This window comes from Pannonibacter carbonis (assembly GCF_003012935.1).
Classification (GTDB): Bacteria; Pseudomonadota; Alphaproteobacteria; order Rhizobiales; family Stappiaceae; genus Pannonibacter; species Pannonibacter carbonis.
The window spans coordinates 333,604-352,833 of sequence record NZ_PUDR01000003.1; the positions used below are offsets into that span (position 1 = coordinate 333,604).

General features: G+C 63.4%; 20 protein-coding genes and 1 tRNA gene. 14 read left to right on the plus strand and 7 right to left on the minus strand.

Translation table 11 applies throughout. From position 1 onward, the window contains the following. Positions 1-130 precede the first annotated feature (130 nt). Positions 131-835, plus strand: a complete 705-nt coding sequence (locus tag C8348_RS05785) for a hypothetical protein (RefSeq protein WP_106752319.1) — start codon at positions 131-133, stop codon at positions 833-835. Here C8348_RS05785 and C8348_RS05790 read toward each other — a convergent pair. From C8348_RS05790 to C8348_RS21905, 3 genes are all read right to left on the minus strand, one after another. Further along, entirely contained in the window at positions 813-1,322 is a 510-nt protein-coding gene (locus C8348_RS05790) for a hypothetical protein (RefSeq protein WP_208983577.1), read from the minus strand. The two genes, C8348_RS05785 and C8348_RS05790, sit on opposite strands and share 23 nt — an antisense overlap. A 200-nt stretch (positions 1,323-1,522) precedes the next feature. Next, entirely contained in the window at positions 1,523-1,711 is a 189-nt protein-coding gene (locus tag C8348_RS05795; RefSeq protein ID WP_157950389.1) for a hypothetical protein, read from the minus strand. Positions 1,712-1,790: 79 nt separating this feature from the next. Next, the gene (locus tag C8348_RS21905) at positions 1,791-2,057 is read right to left on the minus strand and encodes a hypothetical protein (RefSeq protein WP_157950390.1); all 267 of its coding nucleotides are present in this window, start codon (positions 2,055-2,057) and stop codon (positions 1,791-1,793) included. 108 nt (positions 2,058-2,165) lie between these two features. Between C8348_RS21905 and C8348_RS05800 the strand changes: the two genes are divergently transcribed. The 10 genes from C8348_RS05800 to C8348_RS05845 all read left to right on the plus strand — a co-directional run bounded on the left by C8348_RS05800 (position 2,166) and on the right by C8348_RS05845 (position 11,019). Continuing rightward, entirely contained in the window at positions 2,166-2,471 is a 306-nt protein-coding gene (locus C8348_RS05800) for an ETC complex I subunit (RefSeq protein WP_106752321.1), read from the plus strand. Positions 2,472-2,587: 116 nt separating this feature from the next. After that, positions 2,588-2,664, plus strand: a tRNA-Arg gene (locus C8348_RS05805). Positions 2,665-2,788: 124 nt separating this feature from the next. Next, positions 2,789-3,508, plus strand: coding sequence for an HAD family hydrolase (locus C8348_RS05810; protein WP_106752322.1), 720 nt, complete (start codon positions 2,789-2,791; stop codon positions 3,506-3,508). A 1-nt stretch (position 3,509) separates the two neighbouring features. After that, positions 3,510-4,466 (plus strand): sugar-binding transcriptional regulator, encoded by a 957-nt coding sequence (locus C8348_RS05815; protein ID WP_106752323.1) that lies wholly within the window; start codon positions 3,510-3,512, stop codon positions 4,464-4,466. Between the two features lie 164 nt (positions 4,467-4,630). Then, positions 4,631-5,941, plus strand: coding sequence for an ABC transporter substrate-binding protein (locus C8348_RS05820; RefSeq protein WP_106752324.1), 1,311 nt, complete (start codon positions 4,631-4,633; stop codon positions 5,939-5,941). A 95-nt stretch (positions 5,942-6,036) separates the two neighbouring features. Then, positions 6,037-6,909, plus strand: coding sequence for a carbohydrate ABC transporter permease (locus C8348_RS05825; RefSeq protein WP_106752325.1), 873 nt, complete (start codon positions 6,037-6,039; stop codon positions 6,907-6,909). A 1-nt stretch (position 6,910) separates the two neighbouring features. Continuing rightward, positions 6,911-7,741 carry a carbohydrate ABC transporter permease gene (locus C8348_RS05830; protein ID WP_106752326.1) on the plus strand — a complete coding sequence of 277 codons (831 nt, stop codon included), beginning with the start codon at positions 6,911-6,913 and terminating at the stop codon, positions 7,739-7,741. Between the two features lie 9 nt (positions 7,742-7,750). Further along, the gene (locus C8348_RS05835) at positions 7,751-8,752 is read left to right on the plus strand and encodes an ABC transporter ATP-binding protein (RefSeq protein WP_106752327.1); all 1,002 of its coding nucleotides are present in this window, start codon (positions 7,751-7,753) and stop codon (positions 8,750-8,752) included. A gap of 9 nt (positions 8,753-8,761) precedes the next feature. After that, on the plus strand, positions 8,762-9,535 hold the full coding sequence (locus tag C8348_RS05840) for an L-iditol 2-dehydrogenase (RefSeq protein WP_106752328.1): 774 nt from the start codon (positions 8,762-8,764) through the stop codon (positions 9,533-9,535). A gap of 2 nt (positions 9,536-9,537) precedes the next feature. Then, the gene (locus tag C8348_RS05845) at positions 9,538-11,019 is read left to right on the plus strand and encodes a mannitol dehydrogenase family protein (RefSeq protein ID WP_106752329.1); all 1,482 of its coding nucleotides are present in this window, start codon (positions 9,538-9,540) and stop codon (positions 11,017-11,019) included. A gap of 834 nt (positions 11,020-11,853) precedes the next feature. Here C8348_RS05845 and C8348_RS05850 read toward each other — a convergent pair. Next, positions 11,854-12,105: a hypothetical protein gene (locus C8348_RS05850; protein WP_106752330.1), complete on the minus strand. Its 252-nt coding sequence runs from the start codon at positions 12,103-12,105 to the stop codon at positions 11,854-11,856. Positions 12,106-12,315: 210 nt separating this feature from the next. Between C8348_RS05850 and C8348_RS05855 the strand changes: the two genes are divergently transcribed. Beyond that, positions 12,316-14,394, plus strand: coding sequence for an AfsR/SARP family transcriptional regulator (locus C8348_RS05855; RefSeq protein ID WP_208983579.1), 2,079 nt, complete (start codon positions 12,316-12,318; stop codon positions 14,392-14,394). A gap of 20 nt (positions 14,395-14,414) precedes the next feature. On the opposite strand, the gene C8348_RS05860 is transcribed toward C8348_RS05855, so the two are convergent. Together C8348_RS05860 and C8348_RS05865 are read right to left on the minus strand one after the other, a co-directional pair. Then, the gene (locus C8348_RS05860) at positions 14,415-14,735 is read right to left on the minus strand and encodes a hypothetical protein (protein WP_106752332.1); all 321 of its coding nucleotides are present in this window, start codon (positions 14,733-14,735) and stop codon (positions 14,415-14,417) included. Between the two features lie 106 nt (positions 14,736-14,841). Next, positions 14,842-15,111, minus strand: coding sequence for a hypothetical protein (locus C8348_RS05865; RefSeq protein ID WP_106752333.1), 270 nt, complete (start codon positions 15,109-15,111; stop codon positions 14,842-14,844). A 487-nt stretch (positions 15,112-15,598) separates the two neighbouring features. On the opposite strand from C8348_RS05865, the gene C8348_RS05870 reads away from it, so the two are divergent. Beyond that, a complete protein-coding gene (locus C8348_RS05870; RefSeq protein ID WP_106752334.1) occupies positions 15,599-16,873 on the plus strand; it encodes a YcaO-like family protein in 1,275 nt (424 codons plus the stop codon). A gap of 340 nt (positions 16,874-17,213) precedes the next feature. Then, positions 17,214-18,299 (plus strand): Tim44 domain-containing protein, encoded by a 1,086-nt coding sequence (locus tag C8348_RS05875; RefSeq protein ID WP_106752335.1) that lies wholly within the window; start codon positions 17,214-17,216, stop codon positions 18,297-18,299. A 331-nt stretch (positions 18,300-18,630) separates the two neighbouring features. Here C8348_RS05875 and C8348_RS05880 read toward each other — a convergent pair whose 3' ends face one another. Continuing rightward, positions 18,631-19,164, minus strand: coding sequence for a CAP domain-containing protein (locus tag C8348_RS05880; protein WP_208983581.1), 534 nt, complete (start codon positions 19,162-19,164; stop codon positions 18,631-18,633). Positions 19,165-19,230 lie beyond the last annotated feature (66 nt).

Here is a 19,230-nt window from a genome sequence, read left to right on the forward strand (position 1 = left end):
CCTTGCCAGGTCGACCCGGCCTCGGCACAACGCTGCATTGCCCTGCGGCTTTGGGTTTCCACCACCCCGCGTCCGTTCCACTGTTGCCGCGCCGCGTAACTTCACGCGGCTTAACATGTTGGGGACGTAGATGGTTCTGGACAGTTTCGACACATCCACCCTTGTTGCCGCCGAGGCCCTGGGCCGCCTGACGGGCGAGATCCGGGCCGCTGGCCTGACGCTTGAGGAAAGCGCTGACTTTGTCGCCTTTGAACAGGCGGCTGAGGCCAGCGAGGACCGGTATCTCATGGAGGATTTCTCCTCCCGGTTTTTCGACCTGCACGCCAGCAATGCCTTCTGGATCGGCGTACGGGACGGGGACGGCAAGATCGCCTCGCTGCAGGCTGCAAAGGTGGAGGATCTGCGCGATCGCCCGCTGGCCGCGTTCTGGCAGCAGCAGCAACGCCGGATATTCGCCGATCCCGCAGACGGCACCGCCCGGCTCGGCAGCGCCCACGCCGCCGACGCTTTTGAACTCCGCGGCCGTATTGTCTACCATGGCAATCTCTGGCTGCGCCGGGACCTGCGTGGCCGCGGTCTCGCCGAGAAACTGACCCAGACCGGGTTTCTTGTTGCCCTGCTGAAGTGGCGGCCCGACTGGCTTTACGGCCTGATGGCCGAGACAAACGCCCTGAAGGGATTTGGCCTGCGGGTTGGTTACCGACGGTTCGCTCCGCGCGGCACCCACTGGATCCTGCCGCCGGCGCATATCCGGCCGGATGACTGGCTGGTCTGGTCGAGCCGCGCCGATCTTGTCACGCTGGCGCGTGCGATCAGCGCTCGATCGACTGAATGAGGCCGTAATAGGCGCAGAACCGGGTCGGCGCGCCGGCCCGGGGACGCAGGGCAACAATCAGCCGCTCGAAGGCGACTTCCACCGGGGCACCGTTCAGATGCAGCCGGGTGCGCGCGTAGCCATAATAGGCGCCCCGTTCCAGGGCGATTCGATAGCCGTCAGCCGCAGCCGCCTCAAGCTCCGCATCCGGTGTCCGCAGGCCGGAGTCAGGCGATCGCGTCCAGTCGTCGCCAAACAGCTGGCGCTGCGAACAATCTTGGCCGACGTAGAAAATCGGTGGCGGCACGCCTTCGGCAACCTTGTCGGAGCACAGGCTCAGATAGGGCATGTGTAGCCGCAGCCGGTTGTCGGCAATGCCGCCCGACGCGCGCGCATCCTCAAGGAACCGCGCGAGACGCGGATCGGCAAGACCCCGGTCGATGGCATCAAGTCCCAGGTCAGCAAACATGTAGTTCGGACGCGCCAGCATGATGTCGAGTGCAGTCATTTGGAATCGGATAGCCCGGCTTCAGACATAGCGAGCTAGATCCCAAAGTGCCGCATTCTTTTTTCAAGGCGATTGCGATTAGTTGACAGGACACGCCTATCTCCAGACCGCGCTCATCTTTTGATGAGACCCGATCACAGCGCGGCAGCCTCAACACGAGCCCCATGGCCATCCGTATGGCCATCCGCATGGTCCACCGCTCAGGTTTCTCGCGCAAATGCGCGCACGAGTAGATCGATCACGTCAAGAAACTGCTCCCGCATCTCGGGCAGCAGGTCGCCGACATGCGAGACCTGGTAATCGATGCTGAGGATCATGTCCCACATGTCGGACAGGCCCTTTTCCTCGACAGCTTGTCTCAGGCGGATGAGCCGGGCATTCGTAGGCATGCTGTGCTCATGCTGGTACTGGCTCATGCGCAGCGGTATCATCTTGGGCGTCGGTCCTGGAAGGCCGGTTTTGCTGGCGTCAGGGCAATGGGGCGGACGCCAGATGTCCGACCGAATAATTGTCTGATGAACGTAAATCCAATTTCGCCAATGCGAAAGCAATCGTCGGTGCAAGGCCGATTGTATTTGGCAGACTTTGGCCGGTTTTTCCAGAGGGCAGGCTGATCAGACTGCGGCTCTCTCCTGCTTCTTCAGTCTCGCAATACGCCGGCTTGCCGTGATTGTGGTCATCTGGGGGAGTGCGTGTCGCGATCTGCAGCATCATGTTGACATTGATGTCAAACACGCGGAAAACGGGGCATGTTTCGGGGCTGGCGCGCTGGCGCTGCCAGGCTTTGGCTGGCAAAGGCTTCCGGGACGCGCGAGACACACAGTCAACATCAGGACACGCGACATGGTTGCGCGCATCTATCGTCCGGCCAAGACGGCCATGCAGTCGGGCAAGGGCAAGACCCAGCGCTGGGTGCTCGAATATGAACCGGAAGTGGCCCGGACCGTCGAGCCCTTGATGGGCTATACCTCGTCATCGGACATGAAGCAGCAGGTCCGGTTGTATTTCGAGACCGTCGAGGAGGCTGTGGCCTGCGCGTCGCGCCTCGGGGTTGCCTACCGCGTCGAGAAGCCGAAGGACCGCATCGTTCGTGGTGCCTCCTACTCGGACAATTTCCGCTTTGACCGGTCTGCGCCCTGGACCCATTGAACCGCGTTGACCGGTCGGGGCCAGGTTGGTCCCGTTCTCTGTCTGCGGTCGAAGGTTCGCGCATTCTGGCTCCGGTACAGTCCGGAGCCATGTCCGTTTCTTAACGGGCGACAATCGGCCCCGTAGCTCAGCTGGATAGAGCACTCGCCTTCTAAGCGAATGGTCGCAGGTTCGAATCCTGCCGGGGTCGCCAGTCCTCTTTTTCGGACAAGTCTCTACCAGTCTCCAGCAGTCCGTACTGGTCCAATAAATTATTGAGCTTGTTCGTAAATTTTAATTCCCGATGCAGCCCAGTTCACCACCGGAACCTGCCCGTCATGACCGCGCTGTCCTTCATCGAGCCTGTCGAACTCGTCATCTTCGACTGTGACGGGGTTCTTATCGACAGCGAACTGATCAGCGCCGAGATCCTGCTCGGGGCGCTGGAGCGGCTGGGCATCAAGGTCGACTTCGCGCATTTCACCCGCCATTTTCTGGGCCGAAGCTTTCCTCGCGTCGCCCAGTCGATCCGGGAGGCCTTCGGTGTCGCCCTTCCGGACGACTTCGAGATGTCCTACCGCCGCGATCTTCTTGCCGCCTTCGAGACGCGGCTGTCGCGGGTTCCCGGGATAGGCGACGTGCTTGATCGCCTTGCCGTCCGCCGCTGCGTCGCGACCTCCAGCAGTCCGGAACGCGCGGCCCGTTCGCTGGCCATAACGGATCTTGCTCCGCGCTTTCCCGGCGCGGTCTTCACCGCGTCCGAAGTGGCGAACGGCAAGCCGGCGCCAGACCTGTTCCTGCACGCTGCGTCCCGCATGGGCGTTGATCCGGCGCGCTGCCTCGTGATCGAGGACAGCTTGCCGGGCCTTACCGCTGCCCGCGCTGCCGGCATGCCCGTGCTGCATTTTACCGGTGGCAGCCACTACCGCGATGGATCCGACCCACTGCCGGTCGAACTTGCGGGTATTCCGCAATTGACCGAATGGCGGCTATTCTTCCACCTCTGTCCGGCGCTGGCCGGCAGCAGCATCGGGGCGCACATCGGGGAGACCGACTGACATGGCCGGAAAAGGCGACACAGAATCCACGCGCCTTGACGATGCCGCCCGCGCGGGCTGGCTCTACTACGTCGCCGGCAACACCCAGGACGAGATCGCCCGCAAGCTAGGCGTCTCGCGGCAGTCAGCGCAGCGGCTTGTCTCTCTGGCCGTCAGCGAGAAGCTGGTGAAGGTCCGGCTCGATCACCCGATCGCCCATTGCATGGAATTGAGCCACCGGCTCATTGACCGCTTCGGCTTGCGGACCTGCGAGGTCGTTCCGAGTGATCCGGACCAGCCATCGTCCACAGTCGGCCTTGCCCAGGCGGGGGCCGCGGAGATGGAGCGGCATTTCAAGTCGAACCATCCCAAGATCATCACCATCGGCACGGGCCGGTCGCTGCGCGCCTGTGTCGAACAATTGCCGCAGATGGATTGTCCGCAGCATCGCATCGTCTCGCGTCTTGGCAACATGAACTCGGACGGTTCGGCCTCGGCCTACAACGTCATCATCCGCCTCGCCGACCGGGTCAACGCCCGGCACTATCCGATGCCGCTGCCAGTGTTCTCCCGTTCCGTTGAGGAACGGGGCTTGCTGCACAATCTCGAGCCGGTCCGCAACATTCTGGAGCTGGCGCGGCAGGCCGATGTCACCTTCGTCGGCGTCGGCAACATTGGCGAGACGGCACCTCTGTTCGTGGACGGTTTCGTCACGCGGGACGAGATTCGCGCCTTGCAGCGGGCCGGTGGCGTCGGCGAAATCACCAGCTGGGTCTATGACCGCCATGGCGCCCTTATCGACGGGCTGACCAACGACCGTGTCGCCAGCGCGCCGCTCGGCCCTGCGACCACGGCCAGCGTGGTTGGCATCGCCGCAGGCGAGGCAAAAGTTGCGGCCATTCGCGGGGCGATGACAGGTCGGCTGATCAACAGTCTGATTACCAACGAACACACCGCAGAGCTATTGCTCAACGACTGAGCAAAATATCACAGTAAGTTTTCCTTCTTTGGCAGGGCGTTACCGCTATGCAGCAACGAATTGCTGCGTTCCGGAAAGGGACTGCCATTGACTCCCGTATGTCGCTGTGTGAGTTTTTGCCCGCTAACATAGCATTTGCTCATTAGAGCATCGGGAGGAGCCCAATGAACCGTTTCGTTCGCGCCTTGCTTGGCGCGTCTGCGATGTCCCTCGTCGCCATGCCCGCGCTGGCGGAGAAGCTGACCATCGCCACCGTGAACAACGGTGACATGATCCGCATGCAGAAGCTGACCGAGGACTTCACGAAGAAGAACCCCGGCATCGAGCTGGAGTGGGTCACGCTGGAAGAAAACGTCCTGCGCCAGAAGGTGACGACCGACATCGCCACCAAGGGTGGCCAGTTCGACGTCATGACCATCGGAACCTATGAAGTGCCGATCTGGGGCAAGCAGGGCTGGCTGGTGTCGCTGAATGACCTGCCCGCATCCTACGACGTCGATGACCTGCTGCCGGCCATCCGCGGTGGCCTGACCGTCGACGGCACTCTCTACGCCGCGCCGTTCTACGGCGAGAGCTCCATGGTGATGTACCGCAAGGACCTGATGGAGAAGGCCGGTCTCTCCATGCCGGACGCCCCGACCTGGGAGTTCATCGGTAAGGCCGCCCGCGCCATGACCGACAAGGAAAAGGAAGTCTACGGTATCTGCCTGCGCGGCAAGGCAGGCTGGGGCGAAAACATGGCCTTCCTGTCGGCCACGGCCAATTCCTTCGGCGCCAAATGGTTCGACATGGACTGGAAGCCCCAGTTCAACGGCGAAGCCTGGAAGAACGCGCTCACCTTCTATCTCGACCTGATGAAGGACGCCGGCCCTCCGGGAGCCTCGTCGAACGGCTTTAACGAGAATCTCGCGCTGTTCCAGTCCGGCAAGTGCGGCATGTGGATCGATGCCACGGTCGCAGCCTCCTTCGTCACCAACCCGAAGGACTCCAGCGTAGCCGACAAGGTCGGTTTCGCGCTGGCGCCGGATACAGGTCTCGGCAAGCGTGGCAACTGGCTGTGGGCCTGGAGCCTCGCCATCCCGGCCGGGTCGCAGAAGGTGGAAGCGGCCAAGAAGTTCGTCGACTGGGCAACCTCGAAGGACTACCTCGCACTCGTTGCCGAGAAGGAAGGCTGGGCCAACGTTCCCCCCGGCACCCGCAAGTCCCTCTATGCAAATCCGGAATATGCCAAGGTTCCGTTCGCCAAGATGACGCTGGACAGCATCAACTCGGCTGACCCGAACAACCCGGCGGTGGACAAGGTCCCGTACGTCGGTGTCCAGTTCGTGGCCATTCCTGAGTTCCAGGGCATCGCTACCGCGGTCGGCCAGCAGTTTTCTGCAGCCCTCGCCGGTACGGCAACAGCCGAACAGGCGCTTGCCAATGCCCAGCAGCTGACTGAACGTGCCATGCAGAAGGCTGGCTACATCAAGTAAGCCCTGCAGTCCCGGGGTCGGCCAGGCCGGCTCCGGGACATGCTGCCCGCAAGAGTGGCGTCAGCCCCAATCTGTCCAGACCGATCCGGTGTCCCATGTCGACCGCCCATTCACGCGCCGCCGCCAAGGCGATGATTTCGCCGGCCGTCCTCCTGCTCCTGTGCTGGATGATCGTGCCTCTGTCGATGACGGTCTATTTCTCGTTCCTCAGCTACAACCTGCTGATGCCGGGCATGGAAGACTGGATCGGTCTGACCAACTATGAGTACTTCCTGACGGATCCGGCCTTCTTCGCGGCGTTGAGCAACACGTTGCTGCTCGTCTGTGGGGTACTTCTGATCACCGTCGTTGGCGGCATCCTGCTGGCGCTTCTGCTGGATCAGCCGTTTTTTGGCCAGGGCATCGTCCGCATCCTCGTGATCGCGCCGTTCTTCGTCATGCCGACGGTATCGGCACTGGTTTGGAAGAACATGTTCATGAACCCGGTGAACGGCCTTTTCGCCTATCTCGCCAAGTTTCTCGGCTTGGCACCCTTCGACTTCCTCGCCCATGCCCCGCTTCTGTCGATCATTCTGATCGTGGCCTGGGGCTGGCTGCCGTTCGCGACGCTGATCCTTCTGACCGCGCTGCAGTCTCTCAATCCTGAAGAGCTGGAAGCCGCCGAGATGGACGGTGCCGGCAGTCTCAGCCGCTTCTTCTATATCGTCCTGCCGCATCTCGCCCGCGCCGTCACGGTTGTGGTGCTGATCCAGACGATCTTCCTGCTGTCCGTCTTCGCCGAGATCCTTGTTACCACCAACGGCGGACCCGGCACAGCGTCTACCAACATCACCTACCTCGTCTACGCCCAGTCGCTCTTGCAGTTTGATGTGGGCGGTGGTTCCGCCGGCGGCATTGTCGCCGTCGTCCTTGCCAACATCGTTGCCTTCTTCCTGATGCGGATGATCGGCAAGAACCTGGAGGCATGACATGGCCCGCGCCGTATCCACTCGCCGCAAGCTTGCCGTGACCCTCATCGCCTGGGGCATCGGCATCGCCATCTTCTTCCCGATCCTCTGGACCATCCTGACCAGCTTCAAGACCGAGGCCGAGGCCGTGGCAATGCCGCCCTCGTTCCTGTTCTTCGACTGGACCCTGGAGAACTACCATGAGGTTCAGGAGCGCTCGAACTACTTCCGGCACTTTCTGAATTCAGTGATCATCTCCGTCGGCTCGACGCTGGTTGGACTGGTGATCGCGATCCCGGCCGCCTGGTCCATGGCTTTCGTGCCGGGCAAGCGGACGAAGGACGTGCTGATGTGGATGCTGTCGACCAAGATGCTTCCACCGGTCGGCGTGCTGATCCCGATCTATCTGCTGTTCCGGGACTTCGGTCTGCTGGACACCCGCATTGGTCTGGTGATCGTCCTGACCCTGATCAACCTGCCGATCATCGTCTGGATGCTCTACACCTACTTCAAGGAGATCCCGTCCGAGATCCTCGAGGCAGCCCGCATGGATGGGGCCGGACTCCGGCAAGAGATCCTGTATGTCCTGACGCCGATGGCCGTGCCGGGCATCGCCTCGACCCTGCTGCTGAACATCATCCTCGCCTGGAACGAGGCGTTCTGGACGCTGAACCTGACGGCCGCCAAAGCTGCGCCGCTCACCGCCTTCATCGCCAGCTATTCCAGCCCGGAAGGTCTCTTCTACGCCAAGCTGTCGGCGGCCTCGACCCTCGCCATCGCTCCGATCCTCATCCTTGGCTGGTTCAGCCAGAAGCAACTCGTCCGCGGCCTGACGTTCGGCGCCGTGAAATAGGACAGATCCATGGGACAGATTTCACTCACACAGGTGACCAAGAGCTTCGGTGCCACGGAAGTGATCCCGCCGCTCGACCTGGAGATCAATGACGGCGAGTTCGTCGTCTTCGTCGGCCCCTCCGGCTGCGGCAAGTCCACCTTGCTGCGCCTCATCGCCGGGCTTGAGGATGTCTCCAGTGGCGCGATCCGCATCGACGGGATCAACGCGACGCAGCTGCCGCCGGCTCGCCGCGGCCTTGCGATGGTGTTCCAGTCCTATGCGCTTTATCCGCACATGTCGGTGCGCAAGAACATTGCCTTTCCGCTGAAAATGGCAGGCTTGCCGGAAGACGAGCGCAACCGGAAGGTCGAGGCGGCGGCGAAGGTGCTGAACCTCACCCCCTACCTCGAGCGCAAGCCCGGCCAGCTGTCGGGTGGCCAGCGCCAGCGAGTCGCCATTGGCCGCGCCATCGTGCGCGAGCCGAAGGCATTCCTGTTCGACGAACCACTGTCTAACCTCGATGCCGCCCTGCGCGTCAACATGCGCCTCGAAATCTCGGAGCTGCACCAGAGCCTGAAGACGACCATGGTCTACGTGACCCACGACCAGGTCGAAGCCATGACCATGGCCGACAAGATCGTCGTGCTGCAGGCTGGACGCATCGAACAGGTCGGCTCGCCGCTGGACCTCTACCGGGCACCGGCCAACCAGTTCGTCGCCGGGTTCATTGGTTCGCCGCGCATGAATTTTCTCACCGGTCCGGATGCGGTTGCCGTGGGCGCGGCGACCATCGGCGTGCGTCCGGAGCACCTCAGCCTGTCGACGACCGAAGGCCGTTGGAAGGGCAGGGTCGGCGTTGCCGAGCATCTTGGTTCGGACACCTTTCTGCACGTGCACATCGACACCGGCAACAGCATGACCGTTCGCCTGACAGGCGAGGCAGCGCTCAAGGCGGGGGACACCGTCTATCTCTCGGCCGATCCGCAGCGCATCCACCGCTTCAACGCCAACGGCCTCGCCATCGCATAGGACATGGAAATGGGACGCTTGAAGGGAAAATCCGCCCTCATCACCGGAGCCGCGCGCGGCATCGGACGGGCCTTTGCCGAGGCTTATCTTGGCGAAGGCGCGCGGGTTGCCATTGCAGACATTGATATCGCCCGTGCCAGACAGACGGCCGCGGAACTGGGCGAAGGGGCGATCGCGGTCGCACTCGACGTCACCTCGCAGGACTCGATCGAGACCTGCGTCGCGGAGGTAGATGCGGCCTTCGGGGGCATCGACATCCTCGTCAACAACGCGGCCCTGTTCGATCTTGCCCCGCTCACCGAGATTTCGCGCCAGAGCTATGACCTGCTGTTTTCGATCAATGTCGGCGGTACGCTGTTCATGATGCAGGCCGTCGCCCGCGTCATGATCAAGCGTGAGCGTGGCGGCAAGATCATCAACATGGCGAGCCAGGCAGGGCGCCGCGGAGAAGCGCTGGTCGCGGTTTATTGCGCAACCAAGGCCGCCGTGATCAGCCTGACCCAGTCGGCCGGGCTCAACCTGATTTCCCATGGCATCAACGTCAACGCCATCGCCCCCGGCGTGGTCGACGGCGAGCACTGGGATGGCGTGGATGCCCTCTTCGCCAAATATGAAAACCGCCCCATCGGTGAAAAGAAGAAGCTGGTTGGCGAGGCCGTGCCCTTCGGGCGCATGGGCACCGCCGCAGACCTCACCGGCATGGCAATCTTTCTCGCCTCCCGCGAGAGCGACTACGTCGTGGCGCAGACTTACAACGTCGACGGCGGCAACTGGATGAGCTGAGCATGTCCATCAGACTGAGTGACAGCGCGCTGGCCGCCCTCCCGGCCGGCGTGAACGGCCCCGGCTATGCCCGGGCATCCCTTTCGGCAGGCATCCTGCACATCGGTGTCGGCAACTTTCACCGCGCCCATCAGGCGGTCTATCTGGATCGTCTGTTTGCGATGGGCCTCGACCATGACTGGGCCATCATCGGCGCCGGGGTGAAGCCCTATGATGCGGCCATGCGCGAGAAGCTGGTGGCCCAGGACTGCCTGACCACTGTTGTCGAACTGGATCCGAAGGGCCTGAATGCCCGCGTCACCGGCGCGATGATCGACTTTCTTGCCGTTGACCCTGCAGCCCTCATCGAGGCGCTGGCACGGCCGGAAATCCGCATCGTCTCGCTGACCGTCACCGAGGGTGGCTATTTCGTCGATGCCCGGACGGGTGGCTTTGACCGGAGCCATCCGGAGATCCTTGCCGACATCGCCAATCCGGACGCCCCCCGAACCGTCTTCGGCCTCCTGATTGCCGGCCTCCGCCGCCGCCGGGCGGCAGGTGTTGCTCCGTTCACCGTCATGTCCTGCGACAACCTGCCGGAGAACGGGGCCGTGACCCGTCGCACGGTCCTGGGTCTTGCCGAGGCGTTGGATCCCGACCTCGCCAGCTGGATCGCCACGACGGTTGCCTTCCCGAATGGCATGGTCGATTGCATCACGCCCGCGACGTCTGACCGGGAGCGTGCCCTGGTGAAGGAGCAGTTCGGCCTGGACGATCCGGTGCCGGTGGCATGCGAGCCGTTCCGCCAGTGGGTGCTGGAAGACCACTTCCCCGCAGGCCGCCCGGCGCTTGAGAAGGTCGGCGTCGAATTTGTCGAGGACGTTGCCCTCTATGAATTGATGAAGCTGCGCATTCTCAACGGCGGTCACGCGGCGATTGCCTATCCTGCCGGACTGCTTGGCATCCACTACGTGCATGACGCGATGGCCCATCCACTCATCCGCGCGTATCTGCACAAGCTGGAGACCGAGGAAATCATTCCCACGCTCGCGCCGATCCGAGGCGTGAACTTTGCCGACTATCTGACCCTGATCGAGGACCGGTTCTCCAACGCTGCCGTTGGCGACACGATCCCGCGGCTTTGCCTGGACGGATCCAACCGGCAACCGAAGTTCATCCTGCCGACCCTTGCGGATCGTCTCGCGGCAGGCAAAGGCATCACAGGCCTGGCGCTGGAGCTGGCTCTCTGGTGCCGCTACTGCGCCGCGACAACGGACGCAGGCGAGGCGATCCGGATTGCGGACGAACGGGCTGACAGCCTGACTGCCGCAGCAATGGCCGCCCGAGAAAAGCCAACTGCTTTCCTGGCGCAGCATGACATTTTCGGACGCCTCGGCGAGGACACGCGACTGCAGGGCGCGTTTGCCGCCGCCTTGTCCTCGCTCTGGCACAAAGGCACCGAAGCAACCCTCGAAGCCTACATCGCGGGCACTCTCGGGGCCTGAGTGATCTGGCATCTGATTGTTGGTGTGGCCGGTCCGCGCGTTGTGCGGGCGGCACTCTGGTCATTCCGCCGCTGGGGGCATCGGCTACAACCGGCCGATGCCCGGGGCAGACCTATGGCGAACGCAGGCTTCGGGGAAAGCCTCAGTTGCCTCAGGGCCTTACAACCGACAGCGCGCAAAGTGCTCAAGCCACAGAAACTGGAGATTGTTCTCGACTGTTTCTGCGAACTGCGCGCGTAAGGCCGAAACCGCTTCAGTTGCGGTTGCGCCCGCCTCGATCAAGTGCATGGTCCCCAGTGTTGGGACGCGCTGAACCTCCACATCCATTGATCGTTCAGTGCGTTGTTATCCACAGCTGAATTTCCAAATTAGCCGCCTCATTCAAAAGATGACCTTGCGACAGATCTGGTCTGGTCAGGCTCGATTGGTGTCCGGTTTGATTCGTCTGAAGCGAAGCTCTGGCCCGCTTGATTGCGTCCATCCGCCAACTTTTCGCAGAGCAGCGGCAGGAACTAGGGCACCATTTCGGGTGATGTGTCTGGTTGTCAGGGATGTGTGGCGGTTCGCGTCCAGGACAAGCGTAGCGGATCAGGGCAGGTGGGGACTGAGACCTGTCGCGTCAACCGCAGCCGTAAACCACCCAGGAAGAGGGATCAATAAACAGGGAGCGTGACGTGCCGCTGTGGTCAGCTCGGAGACACCTGGAGACCGGGGCGATGGCGGGCGCGGCAAGTCATGTCAGCAGGACACTGCGGCTGGTGGCCGCATTCCATCGCAAAAAGCCTGCCATCGCGGCGGGGACGCGCGAAATGGCAGGCTTTCAGCTGGTGTTGATCAGTTCGCGGTCATGTCCTGCACCCGGTCGACGGGCGTGAATTTCGACTTGATGGCCGCGTTGATTTCCTCGGATTCCTCGTCGAGGGCCTTCAGGGCCAGGCTGAGCAGATAGGCGCAGAAGGCGCGGCCATCCTTTTCCGCCTCCCGGCGCGTGAAATAGATCATGCGCTTCAGCGACTCATTCGTCAGGTCGCTGTCATGGCCCGCCATTGCGCTCGGGCTGTGGGTGATATCGGCAGCTTTCGACATCTGGATCCTACCGTTCTACTACTGGGCCTCACTGGACCGCTTGGCGCGCCCCGATAGGGCTACCATCTGCATCCTGCGGCGCGATCATCCGTTCGCAGCGTGAAACTTGCGTGATACGGTGACAGGACGCGGGCGCGAGTCAAGCTGTCACCGCGCGATCCGGAGGCTGAAGTTCATCCGGGGATTCGGGGCCTCAGCAACACTGTGACAATGCCTGGACGACTTTTCCTGCAAAGCCTTGGCCCGGTGCGCATGTTCGCGCCGGGGGGCGAGCCGTTGTCGTTCAAGACGCGCAAGTCGCTGGCGTTGATCGGGTTTCTCCTGCGTCGTCCGGGTCTTTCTGCCACCCGGTCCGAAATCGCCGCGCTGTTGTGGAGCGAGGGCGACCGCAATCGGGCTACAGTGTCTTTGCGCCAGGCCGTCTCGCATGTCCGCCAGGCTGAGGCGGCCTGCGGTATCCCGTTGATCGAGGCAACCCCTACCGGGATCAGCCTGCTCGGTGATTCCCTGACGACGGACCTCGACCTCTTGCAGCAACTGCTCGCCGGCCAGGTTCCCTTCGACGGCGATCGGCTTGCCCGTCTCTGGGGCGGTGACTTTCTCAGCGGCTTTGACGTGATCGACCCCGCCTTTGCCGAATGGCTCGGGCTGGAGCAGGAGCGGGTTCGCTCAAGCGTCATCGAAAAGGCCGTGAGTGCGCTCGAGGGGCTGCGCCGGTTGACGGACACTGGCGCGGCAACTCAGCGCGAGGTCATAGCCGGATTTCTTCTTGGGCTCGATCCGGCCAATGAATTCGCCCACCAGACCTTGATCCGGCATTTTCTCGATCAGGGCCGGCGGGAACGGGCAATGCAGCAGTTGCGCGACTGCACGAGAGAACTGCGCAATCTCCTGGACGAGGAACCGGATCCGGCGACGCTGCAACTGTTGGAGCAGTCGACCGGGGAGGGCAAAGTCGTGGCGGATCCGGGGCGTTTGCCGCCGCCGGTCGATCTTCCGGCCGACGCAGCGTCCCTGACTGCGTCTGCCGCAACGATCACCTCCGGGCAATCCATGGCGGACTCCATGGTTGATTTTCCGGCGCTGCGCCGGGACATCACCCTGCCGGTCTTGTCCATCGCCAGCCTGTCCTTCGAGCGCGAGGCCGATCATGTTGCCCTGTCGCTGCGTGACGACATTGTCGCCGGCCTTTCGGCCTACCGCTGTTTCGAATTGTTCGAGGCGGCCTACTGGATGGGCGAGGACGGAACGGCGCCGATGCGGGTGGATGGCGGCGAACTGGGCAGTTTTCTGCTGCGCTTTCGCCGCGACCGTATGCTGAACCGGATCTACGTCCAGCTTGAGAACCGCAGCAGCGGCCAGATCGCCTTCAACGAAGTCCTCGACCTGACTCTCACACAGTCGCGCTCCGAGCGGATCGAGGCCGTCTACCGCACGGTGAGCCGGGTTTATGGTCATATCATCGGCCGGCTGCGCCAGCGTCCCGGTCGCTCTGCGTTTTCGCGCTGGTGTCAGGCGGAGGCGCTGATCTGGGAGTTCAATCTCGCCTCGGACAGGAAAGCCCTGCAGATCCTCAGTGAACTCGAGCAGTCGCATGGCAATTTCAGCCTGATCTATGCCGGCCGCTGTTCGATCCTGATGAAACAGGCGCTCTGCTATCCCTATCCCGGCATCGGAAGCCTCGATCAGGAAGCGGTATTGACGCTTGCAGAAAAGGCCGTTGCCCTGGACCCCTGGCAGGTGGTCAACCACCGCATGAACGGCTGGACCCTGATCCAGTCTGGCCGCGCTGATGACGCTGCACGGGCGTTCAAGCAGGCTCTGGCGCTCAACCCGCTCGATCCGATGAACACCATTTCCGCCGCCGAGGCTCTGGCGCATATTGGCGACATCGGCAAGGCGACCGATCTGGCCATGCGCGCCTTCGAGGGCCTGACCACGACACCGCGCATCGTCTACGGCTATCTGGCCAACATCTTCTTTGCCTCGGGCGACTTTGACCAGGCGGCCGAGTATTCCCGCCGTGGGCCGATTGACAACATCCATGTCCTTGCTACCCGTCTTGCCGCCCAGCATGGCGCCGGTCTGACGGAGGAGGCGGCGGCGACACGGGCCATGCTTATCCAGCGGATCGGAACCCAGTTCGGCCGGCTTGATCCGTCGGCCCATTCAGCCGAACTGACGGCCTGGCTCGAGCAGGTCAACATGTTCCAGGCACCGGCAAACCGGGCGACATTCAACGCGGCGCTCGACACCTTGCGCGAGACACTCGGTTTGCGCCGGATGTAACCGCCGCCAGACGGGCAGCATCAGTTGCGCCCGCAAGCTGAAGCCGGCGGGGTTGCCGTTCCAAGGGTGCTGTTTGCGATGCCGTTGAGATAGTCTTCGTCGACCCGGTCGAGCTTGGCCGGGTTGTAGCGATAGGGCAGCACCACGTGCCGTTTCGCGGACGTGTCGCAGACGACGGTGAAGTCGAACAGTGCGATGACTTCTGCCGGAACCCCGGCCTTGGCCAGTACGGCCTTCGGGTTGTCGATGAGGGCCTGGCGCCTGGACGGATCCGTACCGGCCTCGGCAAGGACACGTCCGAGCGCCGCGACTTTGCTGGCAGGCATCGGGAAGCGCGCCATCGCTTTTCCTCCTTGAGTTCGGGCTTGAGGTCGGGCACGAGGCCTGGCATGAGGTCTGGCCATCAGCCCCGCTTGGGAAAGCGGGGCGTCCTGGCGCGGCCTTCGGTTACTCGGGCAGGATTTCGTAGAAGCAGATGCCCAGAGCCTTGCGGCCGAGTTCGGCGAAATAGGCCGCGTCGCCAGCTTCCACGCGGGCTGCGTCCAGATCGGCTGGGACGACGAGATGCACGCTGTCGACACCGTCAGCCAGCACGGTGGTGCCGGAGGTTGCGGCTTCAACGAGCGCGGCGGCTTCGCTGGCCTCACCGGTGTTGACCAGCTGACCGATGCGGGCGCCAAAGCTGACGAGCGAGTCACGGGTGATTTCCTGACGCATGTCGAACCTCTGTCAGTCGCAAAGACCAGGCGGCGGGCATATCTGTCCCTTTGCCGCTGGCGCATAGGGTGCGCCGCGGTTTGCCGTGAGGTCTTTGGGCCCGTTGCGGGCCGGTGTTGGAACGGATGTCTGGTTGTTGAGCCCTGGCCAATGCCGGTGGACCAGTCCATGGCGGCAGTTCAGGGCCTTGCTGCCGGGCTGGCACCACTTGGTCCCCGTCCTAGCCCCTTTACCTTCATCGCCGCGATTGCGTTCAGCAAGGGGGGCTGTCAGGCTCCCCGCCAACGCAACTGGCGGATGGTCCCGGGCTGTGGAAAAAATTAACACTGTCTTAAGCGGAGGGGGTGGGCCGCTTGCGCCGGACAGCACAGCCTCGTCTTGCCTCCGGAAAAATCTTGCTCAGATCGGCGAGGTTCTGGGTCTGCGGGACACGGAGCCAAGCGTCTTCGGGTCAGTCTCCCGCACCGCGCAGCTGCCGCCGGATCTCGTGTCCTTCCTGCCGCTTCTGGCGGCCTGGCCGCTGGTAATCCGGGCACTTCCTGAAGACGGCAGCGGTCTGCATCTGGTGACTGCGATGTTGGATGCGCCGGCCAACAGTGCCACGGCCGCACCGGAAAATGGCTGGCGGGCCAATGCCTTGAACACCCTTCAGGCACTTGTCAGCGGCGGGCAGGGGGAAAGCCGGCTGGAAGCGCTGCAATCCTGTCTCGGGGAGATGGCCGAACGCCTCAGTCTCGTGTCCCGTGGCCTGACGGATCCGCTCGTTCATGTTCATGATCAGGGGCTTGCCGAAATTGCGGCCGGCGCCTTGCTGCGCTTCAGCCCAGGGCAGGAGCAGGCTCTGGTGCGCACTTACCCGGTTCTTGCCCGGCACTGGACCGGCACGGCGATTGACTGGAACGCCCTGTCGCCCCGCCGTCTGGCTGCGGTGCCGCTTGACGGAGGCAAGTCCGTTCAGCTTCCGGCCCTGGGGCAACTGATCGGGGAAGGGGCCTGGTCGGGTCTGCCCGGTCTGCCTCTGGCGTCCTCGGTCGGGACAGCGGTCTGGGGGGACCGGGAGGGGGCCTGCCGCAGAGCCCTTGCCGAAGCCGGCGAGCGCGACGCCGTGGGCCTGTGGTGGTACAACCGGCTGGGGATAACTCCGCTTGCCATGGGGGTGGCAGAGGAGGTCTTGCCTGAAATTTGTGCAAACTGGATATCTGCCCGTCAGCGCGCCACCCGGTTTTTCCTGCTTCCGAGCGATCTGGCGCAGCATGTTGTGATGGCCCTGTCCTGGACAGGGGAGGGGCGGATGGGTGTCGGCGGCTTTGCAGCCGCACCCGACGCGGCCGCAGCCTTGCGCTCGGCCTTTGCCGAACTGGTCCAGGGCGAGCGGATGCTCGATCTCCGGCTTGCAGCCCTTTCCGGCCAGATGCCCGGCGCCGAAGGCCTGCCGCCTGCGCTGGATCTGGCGCTCAACCGGGACATACGAACCGGGTTCCGGCTTGACCGTGACGGTTCTGCGGCGGCGACGAGCCTTCCGAAGGCCTTCACAGCGGATGCGTTGGCCACCAGTCTGCTGGACCGGGGCATGAAGGTTTATGTCCTGGACCTGACCCGCCCGGACATTGGCCTTGCCTGTTCCAAAGTTGTCAGTCCCGACCTGATCGACTGGCAGCCGCGCTTCGGAAGCTGCCGCCTCAAGGGCTCGATTGGGGCTGAAAGCAGGTTGCAAGGCATTGAAAGAGAGAAGGATTTCTCCAGCCGGCCGTTTCCGTTCTGATGGCGCCGCCCTCGCGACGTTGTGCGCTTGACACGCTGCCTCGGCCGGCCTAGAAAAAAGATGAGATTGAAACTCCACTTTTGGAGCGGCGTTCTCACCGGCTCTCGCCGGTTCCCCTCTTGGGGTCTCTGGAAACCAGACTTTACGGCGGGCCTTCGGGTCCGCCTCTTTTTTGCCGCCTGGGCGCCCGTCGGGAAATGTCCGGAAATATTTCTCCCAATCCTTCGCCACGCGTCTTTTAATCTCCTACGGGAAACTCCATATCCACTCCAAAGGGCCGTTTGTAAAAGCCCGTGATCAACCGGAGCCCGTCAACCGGAGCCCGTCACCGGAGAAGGAAATGCCATCCGTGTCCCGCCGTTTTACCCGTACGACGACTGCTGCCATTCTCGGGTTTGCTGCCCTGCTCATTGCCGCTGACTATGCCGAAGCGCGCCGCGCGGGTGGTGGCGGCGGCTTCGGCAGCCGGGGCACACGCACCTACCAGTCGACCCCCGCAACCCCGACCGCGCCCGGCACCGCCGCGCCGATCCAGCGCTCCATGACTCCCAACCCCGGCCCGACCAATCCGGGTGTCAACCAGGCGGCCCGCCCGGGCGCACAGGCTCCGGCGGCACAGCAGCCGGGCCTCTTCGGCAGCTTCGGTCGCTCGATGCTGGGCGGCCTGATGGTCGGCGGTCTCATCGGCATGTTGATGGGGCAGGGGCTTGGCGGCATGGCCGGCTTCTTCGGCCTGCTGCTGCAGATCGGTATCATCGCCCTGATCGCGATGCTCGTGATGCGCTTTCTGGCCAGCCGGCGTCAGCCGACCCCGGCGCCGGCCTATGCATCTGCCGGCGGTGCAAGGCCGCGTCCGGGCGCGGACCAGTTCAATGGCCAGTCTAATGAAATGAACGCCCGCTCCGACATCGGCGCAAACACTGCCGCAACGGCAGGCGGTGGCCTTGCCGGCCTGGCTGGTGGTCTGTTTTCCGGCGGGTCGTCCGGCGCAGCTGCTGCCCAGCCCACCGGGACACCAATCGAGATCGACGGGGCGGATTTCGACCACTTCGAGCAGATGCTGACGCAAGTGCAGGAAGCCTACGGCCGCGAGGATTTTGCTGCGCTGCGCCGTCTCGCGACCCCGGAAGCCATGTCCTACCTCGCAGAGGAGTTGGGCGAACTGGCAACCGAAGGCCGCCGTAACCAGGTCACCGAGGTGAAGTTGCTGCAGGGCGATCTTGCCGAAGCCTGGCATGAGGATGGCACCGACTATGCCACCGTTGCCATGCGTTACGAGAGCATCGACGTGATGCTCGACCGTGAGACCGGCGCGGTTGTGGATGGTCATCCGGACGAGCCGACGGAAAGCACCGAGATCTGGACCTTCGCCCGCAAGCGCGGCGGCGACTGGAAACTCTCCGCGATCCAGGGCGTGTCTGCCTGATCCAGCGTGCGTGCAATGAAGCGGAGCCCGGCCAGGTGCCGGGCTCAGGCTGTTGGCAGACCAACTCACCGTCATCCCGGCCCAGCTGAGCGTGAGCGAAGCGCCGAGCCGGGATCCAGACATCAGCCGCGCGAAGCGCGACATGACCGATCATACTCGAGCTGTATCGCTTTGATTTGTCTTTGGGCTCGCTTGCGCTCGCACAGACGTGCTGGATTCCGGATCTGCGGTTCGCTGAACGCTCACCTTGTCTGGAATGACGGCAGACTGTCGAATCCCGAGGTTCATGTTGAACCCCAGCCCGGCCAGGTACCGGGGTTTTTTGTGCCCGTCAGCGGTTCACCAGCACCGGCCTGCCATCAGCCTCCGGCCGCGACAGGGTCATCACCCAGAAATGCCGCCAGGTTCCGTCCGAGCGCCGGACCCGGGCAAGGCCCATCCGCGTGACATAGGGATTGAGCAGGTTGCGGTCGTGCCCGGCCGATCCCTGCCAGCCGGCGAAAGCCGCCTCCTGCGAGGCATAGCCCGCGCCGAGGTTTTCCGCTCCGGCATAATTGCGGTAGCCGGCCGCATCGAGCCGCCCGGACAGTCCTTCGGCGCTGTGCTGCCGCGTCTTCATGCTGTCGCGCTCGGCAATGTAGCGGGCCATGTCGGCCGATACCTGCGTCAGCCGAGGGTCCAGCGAGACAGGGGCCACGCCCTTGCTGGCCCGATAGGCATTCAGTTGTGCCAGCATGGCCGGTTCATTCACCGGCACGGGCTCGATGACCGTCGCAGGGCCAAGCTTCGTTGGTTCCAGCCCGGCGCAGCCGGCAAGGGCAAGGCCAAGGGCAAGGCTGGCAAGGAACAGGCGACGGGTCTGCATCGGCGGTCTCATCTGGCGGTCCGGATCGGATCGTTTCGCAGTAGGACAGTTTAGCGGCAAGGCCAA

Coding starts and splice junctions, on each gene's coding strand:
- C8348_RS05785 (WP_106752319.1), top strand. CDS start 131: ATGGTTCTGGACAGTTTCGACACATCCACCCTTGTTGCCGCCGAGGCC.
- C8348_RS05790 (WP_208983577.1), bottom strand. CDS start 1,322: ATGACTGCACTCGACATCATGCTGGCGCGTCCGAACTACATGTTTGCT.
- C8348_RS05795 (WP_157950389.1), bottom strand. CDS start 1,711: ATGCCTACGAATGCCCGGCTCATCCGCCTGAGACAAGCTGTCGAGGAA.
- C8348_RS05800 (WP_106752321.1), top strand. CDS start 2,166: ATGGTTGCGCGCATCTATCGTCCGGCCAAGACGGCCATGCAGTCGGGC.
- C8348_RS05810 (WP_106752322.1), top strand. CDS start 2,789: ATGACCGCGCTGTCCTTCATCGAGCCTGTCGAACTCGTCATCTTCGAC.
- C8348_RS05815 (WP_106752323.1), top strand. CDS start 3,510: ATGGCCGGAAAAGGCGACACAGAATCCACGCGCCTTGACGATGCCGCC.
- C8348_RS05820 (WP_106752324.1), top strand. CDS start 4,631: ATGAACCGTTTCGTTCGCGCCTTGCTTGGCGCGTCTGCGATGTCCCTC.
- C8348_RS05825 (WP_106752325.1), top strand. CDS start 6,037: ATGTCGACCGCCCATTCACGCGCCGCCGCCAAGGCGATGATTTCGCCG.
- C8348_RS05830 (WP_106752326.1), top strand. CDS start 6,911: ATGGCCCGCGCCGTATCCACTCGCCGCAAGCTTGCCGTGACCCTCATC.
- C8348_RS05835 (WP_106752327.1), top strand. CDS start 7,751: ATGGGACAGATTTCACTCACACAGGTGACCAAGAGCTTCGGTGCCACG.
- C8348_RS05840 (WP_106752328.1), top strand. CDS start 8,762: ATGGGACGCTTGAAGGGAAAATCCGCCCTCATCACCGGAGCCGCGCGC.
- C8348_RS05845 (WP_106752329.1), top strand. CDS start 9,538: ATGTCCATCAGACTGAGTGACAGCGCGCTGGCCGCCCTCCCGGCCGGC.
- C8348_RS05850 (WP_106752330.1), bottom strand. CDS start 12,105: ATGTCGAAAGCTGCCGATATCACCCACAGCCCGAGCGCAATGGCGGGC.
- C8348_RS05855 (WP_208983579.1), top strand. CDS start 12,316: ATGCCTGGACGACTTTTCCTGCAAAGCCTTGGCCCGGTGCGCATGTTC.
- C8348_RS05860 (WP_106752332.1), bottom strand. CDS start 14,735: ATGGCGCGCTTCCCGATGCCTGCCAGCAAAGTCGCGGCGCTCGGACGT.
- C8348_RS05865 (WP_106752333.1), bottom strand. CDS start 15,111: ATGCGTCAGGAAATCACCCGTGACTCGCTCGTCAGCTTTGGCGCCCGC.
- C8348_RS05875 (WP_106752335.1), top strand. CDS start 17,214: ATGCCATCCGTGTCCCGCCGTTTTACCCGTACGACGACTGCTGCCATT.
- C8348_RS05880 (WP_208983581.1), bottom strand. CDS start 19,164: ATGCAGACCCGTCGCCTGTTCCTTGCCAGCCTTGCCCTTGGCCTTGCC.